The organism is Ligilactobacillus acidipiscis DSM 15836, from assembly GCF_001435755.1.
GTDB classification, from domain to species: Bacteria; Bacillota; Bacilli; order Lactobacillales; family Lactobacillaceae; genus Ligilactobacillus; species Ligilactobacillus acidipiscis.
The window spans coordinates 1-8,565 of the sequence record NZ_AZFI01000093.1 but is presented as its reverse complement, the minus strand read 5'-3'; the positions used below and the strand labels follow the sequence as shown (position 1 = coordinate 8,565).

6 protein-coding genes and 2 pseudogenes are annotated in these 8,565 nt (G+C 40.4%); 1 reads left to right on the top strand and 7 read right to left on the bottom strand.

The window, feature by feature from the left end:
- Window positions 1-90: 90 nt before the first annotated feature.
- Window positions 91-1,429, bottom strand: a pseudogene (locus tag FC65_RS07050) (dihydrolipoyl dehydrogenase family protein).
- Between the two features lie 170 nt (window positions 1,430-1,599).
- On the opposite strand from FC65_RS07050, the pseudogene FC65_RS07045 reads away from it, so the two are divergent.
- Window positions 1,600-2,374: pseudogene (locus FC65_RS07045) on the top strand (SDR family NAD(P)-dependent oxidoreductase).
- 279 nt (window positions 2,375-2,653) lie between these two features.
- Here the strand turns inward: FC65_RS07045 and FC65_RS07040 are convergent.
- The 6 genes from FC65_RS07040 to queG form a co-directional block, all read right to left on the bottom strand.
- Window positions 2,654-3,634 (bottom strand): linear amide C-N hydrolase, encoded by a 981-nt coding sequence (locus FC65_RS07040; RefSeq protein WP_056972075.1) that lies wholly within the window; start codon window positions 3,632-3,634, stop codon window positions 2,654-2,656.
- Between the two features lie 309 nt (window positions 3,635-3,943).
- Complete coding sequence (locus FC65_RS07035; protein WP_056972078.1) at window positions 3,944-5,263, bottom strand: glycoside-pentoside-hexuronide (GPH):cation symporter; 1,320 nt, start codon at window positions 5,261-5,263, stop codon at window positions 3,944-3,946.
- A 131-nt stretch (window positions 5,264-5,394) separates the two neighbouring features.
- Window positions 5,395-5,889 carry a DUF1440 domain-containing protein gene (locus tag FC65_RS07030; RefSeq protein ID WP_010499188.1) on the bottom strand — a complete coding sequence of 165 codons (495 nt, stop codon included), beginning with the start codon at window positions 5,887-5,889 and terminating at the stop codon, window positions 5,395-5,397.
- A gap of 115 nt (window positions 5,890-6,004) precedes the next feature.
- Window positions 6,005-6,718: a deoxynucleoside kinase gene (locus FC65_RS07025; RefSeq protein ID WP_056972077.1), complete on the bottom strand. Its 714-nt coding sequence runs from the start codon at window positions 6,716-6,718 to the stop codon at window positions 6,005-6,007.
- A gap of 131 nt (window positions 6,719-6,849) precedes the next feature.
- Window positions 6,850-7,227 (bottom strand): DUF4430 domain-containing protein, encoded by a 378-nt coding sequence (locus FC65_RS07020; protein WP_056972074.1) that lies wholly within the window; start codon window positions 7,225-7,227, stop codon window positions 6,850-6,852.
- Window positions 7,228-7,246: 19 nt separating this feature from the next.
- The gene (queG, locus tag FC65_RS07015) at window positions 7,247-8,392 is read right to left on the bottom strand and encodes a tRNA epoxyqueuosine(34) reductase QueG (protein WP_235803097.1); all 1,146 of its coding nucleotides are present in this window, start codon (window positions 8,390-8,392) and stop codon (window positions 7,247-7,249) included.
- Window positions 8,393-8,565: the final 173 nt, after the last annotated feature.

Below are 8,565 nucleotides of genomic sequence, written 5' to 3'. Positions count from 1 at the left end.
GCCTAGTTACTGCCCATGCCGGGCGCACCTACAAAAAACCTTAGTATTTGATCAAATACTAAGGCTTCCGTTCGATTATTTGTCTACCTCTTATAATAAATCTTTAGTATCAGATTCAAATGATGGGAAGAGATAAACTAACCGACTAAGCTCCTCTTCTCCCCAGCCAAATTCAATTGCAGGCAAAATTGAATTGACAGCATTATCAGCCCTTTCACTAACTTCTGAAGCACCTACGATCTTATGTTTGGCATCATAAACAATGGTATTTTTGGCATAAGATTCATTAGTTACCAACCGATACCAACCCGCTAACAAATCATTTTCCTGAACTGAATAACTATTATCATCCGCAACAGCATCTGGAATAACACCGACCTGAGCAATCCGCGGTGAAGTAAAGACTACAGAAGGGATCGCAGGATAAACAAGCGGATCATTGGTTTCTTTACTGAAGAGTTTCATCAAGTAAGTCGTTTCATAAATAGCTGTTGGCGTTAACTTAGGTTGTTTCTTGTCAACAACGTCACCGGAAGCATAGATATTATCAACACTGGTTTGCAAGTGATCATTGACTTCAATACCATGTTCGTTATACTTAACGCCAACTTTTTCTAACCCCAACTCTTCAACATTCGGGATCCGCCCTGAAGCATCTAAGATCCAGTCTGTTTCCAATGTCTGACCAGCACCGTAGCTAACTGTGTATTGAAGGCCGTTTTTAGCAAACTCAGTCACATTAGCATTTTTAACAAATTTTACGCCACGTTTTTGCAGGTCTTCAATAACATGTTCAACGTACGATTGATTGAATGAACGTAAAGCCTTGTCTTTATGCATCAAAACAGTAACATCTGACCCAGCAGCATTTGCGATCGTTGCAAATTCCATGCTGATATAACCGCTACCGATGATCGTAATATTTTGCGGCAGTTCTGTCAGCGCCATGAAATCAGTACTATCATTAGCTAATTCTGTGCCTGGGATATCCAAACGATGCGGGCGCTGTCCCGTAGCGACAACGATTTTGTCCGCCGTTTTTTCTGTACCATCAACATCAACAGTATGCGCATCAACTAATTTACCGTGACCGTTGATAATATCAACACCCGAGTCTGTCAGTAAGCCACTGATAAAGTCAGGCAACCCATCAATAACTTCGTGCTCATGTTTCACATTTTCAGTCCAGTTGAAGGTCAGATCACCACTCACAACTTTTTGCATCCGTTCTTGGAAACGAAGTAATTCGACTGGCGCATCCAAAGTGATCTTGGCATTACAACCGCGATTAGGACAAGTACCGCCGATCTTATCAACTTCGATCAACTCCTACTTTGTAGCCCTTAGTTGCCAAAGGAGCGGCACCATCAAAGGCTCCATGTCCAGCCCCGATATATAATACATCATATTGATAACCATTTTCTGGCATTAAACCTGACTCCCCTTCTAACAAATATTTTCTTAAAATCACCATACAACATATTTGCAAACAGACGCAAAGATAATGCATTTCATAGTTAGCATTTTAGCTAATATTTTTTTGAAATGAACTTTTAGTGTTATGCTAAGAATATAACTCATTGGAAAGGTTGATATATTATGAAAGAATTTTCTTTAAATCAATTTTCACTCGAGAAAAAAGTTGCACTTGTGACCGGAGGAGCAAGCGGGCTCGGCAAATATTACAGTTTGGCACTCAGCGCAGCCCACGCCTCAGTCTTTGTCGTTTCAAAGACAACCATGGGCTGGGATGAACTCCACGTCAAAGTCGAAGAAAGCAATGGTAAAATAGCTTTTTTCCAGCAAGATCTCACTGCTCAAAATGCAGCAAAAAATATTGTAAAAGCTTGCTTAGAGGAATTCGGCAAGATCGACATTCTAGTTAACAACGCTGGACTGCAACTGCGTAATGACCTGGTCGATTATAAAGACGAGGATTGGCAAGCGGTACTCAATATCAACCTTAATGCTCTTTACTATCTTTCACATGAAACCGCAAAAGTAATGTTAAAGCAGCAGAGCGGAAAGATCATCAACATCGGTTCCATGCAATCATATCGGGCTGGTAAAAGGATTTTTCCTTATACATCCAGTAAGCATGCTGTCTTAGGTCTGACCAAAGCATATGCAGATGCTTTAGCTCCTGAAAATATTCAAGTTAACGGAATAGCGCCAGGATACGTGGACACCCCAATGACGAAAAAATTGCAGGAAGATCCCGTCCGAAACAAAGAGATCATCGATCATAATTCCCGCTGGTCAGTGGGCTCAACCTGAACAATTAATGGGAACAGTCGTTTTCCTCGCGAGCCACGCAGCAGATTATTTGAACGGAGTCATGATCCCTGTCGATGGCGGCTATCTGTTACGCTAATGATCCAATTAAAACAGGCACTTTTAGGAGATCATCTTTTCCCAAAGTGCCTGCTTTTATCCTCATTACAGAAATGTCGCAACGAAACCTGAAGTTTTTAATTGATTTACTGCTTTTTTATTTTCGAGTTTTGCAAATCGATCCAACATATGTATTACATCGCAAAAAAACGCGATTTAATGCATATGTCCGATAATGCTCGAGTCTTAAACGATTCACTTTACCTTGTTTTTTAGTCGGGTTCCGTGAACCAAGACTTTCCGCTTACTTCTGCCCTGTTCACTTTATAGCCTCAGTCAAATTTAATTTGTCATCAATATTATAAAAATGAGGCTGTTTCCAATTTAACATTTCATCAGTCAACCGATATTTTGTAATTCCCAAGCGGTTATATGGTTCAAAATAATAACTCCGAGTTTCAAGGCAAGTTGCTGAGCGATAAACTGAATAAGTTTGTTGATACTTTTTCATTTTAGGAACAGTCACACTGTTTAATAAATGCCAGCTGCTGATCACTGCTTCTTGTTCGTTTGCAGGTTGGTTTGTTCTTTCTTTGTAATAAGCTGCACGAATAAATCTGCCCGTTGGCGTATAGGCCGATGAAGGTATTTTTTTACCCGCAAAACTGCCAGTACTAATATGCGGCTCAACCACTGATGGACCATCTTTTTGCAGATCTGGTTTTAAAGCAATATAATCTTTCAACTGTTCAATTTGATGAGCAAAGTTAAGGGCATTTGTCACCACTCCGATCGGATTTTCGATCACGTTCATCGGTTGAACAGTTGGTTCAATGATCACGATCCTGCCAGTGGGATCAGTTGCAGCATAGTGTAGTTCCGGATATCCATATTGGACGGCCGAATTTTTGCCGCTCATTAGTCTGATCTCGTCCAAATGATCGATAATATCTGCGACTGATTTATACCGCCCCATCATATAAAACGGGACTTCATATGGTGCCAACTGTTTTGCGTTATTTTGGGGATCATCATACAAGTAAGTGCCGTGTCTAAAGGTTAGTTTTTGCACACTCAACCCCCACTCATTCACACCATCGCTCATATCAATAGCGCTTTCCTTATTTCGCCCGACACCGATGATCGCATATTTATTTTTCACCGTCCGCCCATCAAAATCTTCGATCCATTCATAGTCACGCGGGGCAAAAGCCGGACCTGATTCTAGTTCATGCCAGTCCATCGTCCTAGAAAACATATGGACACCACTTTGAGCAACTTGCAAAATACTAGTACACATATCACCGCTCCTTTAAATCTGTTAAAGTATTTAATACTGATATATCTTAACTATTACCGCTATTCGAAAAATAAAAAGCAGAGGGTTTATCTGAACCATACCTTTCGCACATATGGATAGCTCAGCATCTGGACTTCCCACATCGATGTCTGCTGGAAGCTTTCTCTCCAATTTTACTTCTAGCTGAAACTCATCAGCTAGGTACTTCTTTTTAATACTTCTGTTCAGTTAACTGTTCCATTTAAAACATCCAGAAAGAATTTTAAACAAAAAGCCTGGAAACTCTTTGATCTCCCAGACTTTTCTGTTTTACTCCTGTGCTTGCACTTGCATAACACTTTCATCATATTTTCTTAATATCAGATACATCACTACGTAAATCACCAACGGGATCCAAACGAAATTCAAATCGATCATCCGGATCGTAGCGGCATTTTGTACTTGATTGGCCACATATCCTGACGCATCAAACATCATCGCAGTTATTAAACCGCCAATCCCTAAGCCTAAGTTAACACCCCAGTCACTAGTCGATGCCAATAAACCTTCAGCTTGGATCCCCATCGTAGTTCCGTAAGAAATCGTATCGGCGATCATGATCGAGACTAGCCCAATTACGATCCCGTTACCGATCGAATTTACAAAGATCCCCGCAAATGTGATCGCTAAAATTTTAGTATAAGCACCAACACCAATAATGGCCTGGCCTAAAAGTTCGATCAAGATCCCGTGAGACATCGTAGATTTTTTACTTCTAACTTGAGTAAAACGTAAGATCAGTAACACCCCAATGATCGAGGCTAACATAAAACTATTGGCCCACGAAACTAAGTTATCATTGTTATAGACATATTTGAAATAATAAATAGTTGTTTGATTCTTGATTGCCGTTGACAACCAGTACAAAAAGACAACGATCGACAAAAGGATCCAAGGTTTATTATGTCGCAGCATGTCCCAGACCTTGCTTAAGGGCTGATGGATCATATCTTCATTCGTATGACGTTCACGTACTTGAACAAAGGTATTTAAAATCAGGACTAGCGAAATGATCCCAAAAATGATCACCGTTCCTAAAAAACCCTTCTGTTGGTTGCCTTGACCGATCAATTTAACCAAGGGGATAGTAAATGTAGCAACAACAACTTGTACCAAACTACCGAAGAACTGACGGATGACGCCTAAAATTGTAATTTCACGGTCATTTTTAGTCATCGTTGGTAAAATCGAAGTTACCGGCAAGTTGACCGCAGTGTATAGAAAACCTAAGCCCAGGTATGTAACGTAAGCCCATACTAATTTTCCACTACCCGAAAAATCAGGTGTCACAAAAGTCAAGATCGCCACGGCAACGTATGGTACCGCATACCAAAGGAAAAACGGCCGACTCTTTCCATATTTAGAATGCGTCCGATCGATCATCAACCCTAAAATAACACTTTCAATAACATCCATAAAACGAGCAATTGCAAATAAGATCCCAACATCACGGGCACGTAAGCCGTAAACGTCAGTATAGAAAAACAGTAAATAAGAACTCATCATTTGGAAAATCAAGTTGTCGGCCGCGTCACTTAAACCGTAACTAATGCGCTCGACCCAACCAGTCTCATAGTTCTTATTGTTCATATTGCGACACCTTCCTTTAAATAAAGCAGCTGGCTTTTGTCCCTTAAGTTCAGAACCGCCTTTGGTTTTATCGAAAAAGACCCGGGTTAGTCGACGACCCGGATCTTCCAACGATTGTTTCTTTAAATAAATTAATCTTTGTCTTTCAACTCATCGTAGACCTTGCTGCCTACGAGATCATTTGTCCACATCCAGACCATATGACCAACTAATTCTGACAAATGTTCATCTTTGGGTTGGTCTTTAGCTGATGGGACCACATTTAAGGCCGGCATTACGCCCAGATGGAAAGCTGCCCAAACACCAATTCCATACCATGTGCCATGATCTTTGGTGATTGCTGGGTATTTGTGACGCATAAGTTCATACAAAACTGCCCAAGAAACGGAGAAACCATAATGAATGATAAAACCTGGCCATTCGATCTGATGACCTGAATAAGTATAATTCTTGTGGATCAGCTTGTCAGGGATCCCTAAAAACTTCATTGTCTTGTACGGTGGATTTTGAGCATCGCGTTCTTCAGTTCGTGGAGGGAAAACATTTTCCCATCCCATTTTAACTAACCCTGAGATCAGACCAGCCGCGATCCCCGCACCAATTGCTTTTTTTACGTTAACTGCCATTGATAACTCCTCCTTTTTCTGTGGTGTATCTACGTAGTAAAAATGTTGCTTCTAATTATTTTATTCTTAATAATTCTAACAAAAAGTAAGCTTGATTTCAAACGAAAAAACTTCTCTAGTATGTTTCTTCTTTTACCAAGTGTTGCCATTCATCCTTATTCAAGCGGTTCAAATGATACATTTTGGTATAGATCTGACGCAAAATTTCTTTTCTATCTGCTGTTGAATTCACGAAATCATAACGATCACCATCAAGTATCAGCATCGGCGACTCAGCATACGTATCAACAAAAGCCTCGTAACGCTGTAGCAGATCATGATAATAATCCTCTAAGCTCGGATCTTGTTCTGGGAGCTCATATTCTCTGCCTCGAAGCTTGATCCGTTTGATCAGAGTGGGATAAGAGATATTTATCATAACCATTAAGTCGGGAGCCTTCTTATGCGCTGCATTGGGTAATTCTTCCAGCATATTAGCTAGAAGATCACGATAGGTCTCCCATTCGATCTTCGTCATATTGCCCCGCTCATAGTTCATTTTACAAAAAAGCTCATCAGTATAAATCGAGCGATCAAGAACGTTTTTGTCATCCTTAAAAGCTTGTTTGATCATTTTAAAACGCCGATTTAAAAAGAATATTTGCAATAAAAATGCGTAGGGATTGGTTTGCCATTTGCCCGCCGCAACGGCCTTGTTGCCCTCATAAAACAGTGGTAACACTGGGTTATCCGAGACCGGTTCATAAAAAGGCTGACTTTGCAAACGGCCGCTTAGTAATTCAGTTAAACTAGTTTTACCTGCGGCAAGCGGTCCTTCAATCGTGATCACACTCATGCACATCCCTTCTTTACTGTCAAACTTACCTTTATTAAAAGCGATATCTAGCAATACTTCAATTAAAATGAACCGAAAGAAACGACCTCCACTTGTGCAGCCGTGGCGGTCGTTTCTAATTAAACTTATTTTGAAATATCTTTAAGTATAAATACTACTTTATCTTGATCATTTAACTTTTGCTGGTCAACACCCTTTTTAGATTCCTTGCCATTTATATCATAAAGCCAGTATTGATCCAAATCGGGATTTTGTGCATGTCCATCGATTTTTGTGACCATTTTATTTTCGGTCTTGACTGGCCAAGCCTTTTTCAAACCCGTCAAGACACTTGCACCTTTTTTCACAGTAACTGTCTTTTTACTTAACGATTTATTTTCTTTCTTGATCTGATAAGAAACTCTGATCACATTATCAGAGTTATTTTTTTGTGTCGTGTTTGCACAACTAACTAAAAATATTGCAGTAAAAATCATCGCTAAAAAAACCAATTTCTTTTTCACAGGTCCCAACCCCTTGTTTTTATTTTAAATCTGAAATTTTCTGAATTGCAGTACGATATTCAAGTGAACACTCTTCCGTCGCACCTTCAGACATTTCCTGGGTATATTTATCTTCCAAAAAGTCTATGATCTCAGGATTATATTCCCTGACCAAACGTCCGACTGCATAAGCTCCCGTCGCACGGATCACTGGTCGCGGATCATTATCGATGACCGCTAATATCTGTGGCAAAGCACTCCGGTCTCCCAGATTTGCTAAGGCAATCAAAGCATTGCGCTGCAAAGGTTTCTTCCCCCGCCATGAACCAGCCATCTGTCCAAAGGTTTCTTTGAAATCACGGTTTGATATCGTCAGTAAAGGCACCAATTCAGGTGAGACTTTTTCTGGATCTGGTTCCATGTCTGAATGAAAATGTTGATCCTTTCCACGATTAAAGGGACATACTAATTGACAGATGTCACAACCATAGATCACATTATGGATCATTGGCCGGTATTTTTCCGGCATCATTCCCTTAGTTTGTGTCTGATAAGATAAACACTTCTGTGCGTTTAATCGACCATCACCCAACAAGGCATTTGGCGGACAGTAATCGATACAGCGTGTACAGTCACCGCACTGTGACTTTAGCGGGCGGTCAGGCTCAAATTCAAGATCCGTAATGATCTCGCCCAAATAAACAAACGACCCGAATTCTTCAGTGATCAGCAAACCATTCTTGCCGATAAACCCCAACCCAGCCCGCTGAGCCACCGCAACATCGATCAACTCTCCGGTATCGACCATTGGTTTAAAATCAACTGCGTTTTGGGACAGTTCTTTGATCTTTTCAATCAGTGCAGCCATCTTTTTACGTAAGACTGCATGATAATCATCCCCCCAAGAAGCTCGGGCAAAATGTCCTCTTTTATACTTAGTCCGTGGTGGCCTTTTTTTCATTTTTGTCGGGTAAGCTAAAGCGATCGCAATGATCGAACGCGGCTTATTGAAAATCAGGCCCGGCTCTAACCGCTCATCTAGATTTTGATGTTCAAACCCCGAAGTATGCCCCGCAGCTTTTTGTGCGACTAAACTGGAACGCAAATGTTCAAAATTATTCGCCGTTGTGAAGCCGATCTTATCAATGCCAATTTCCTGACTAGCTTCGATAATTTGTTGTTTCAACTGTGCATTAGCCAGCGCTGACACCCCCAGAAAAAATCTATACTTTTGAGCTAAAATACTCTATGTCAATTATACAATGGAAAATTCATAAAATTAAGCTTTAAAACATTTAAACTGTTCAACAAAGAAATTGTGCTGCTCGTTTTTTTGGGTCTAAACTTTTTAGTGTTGAT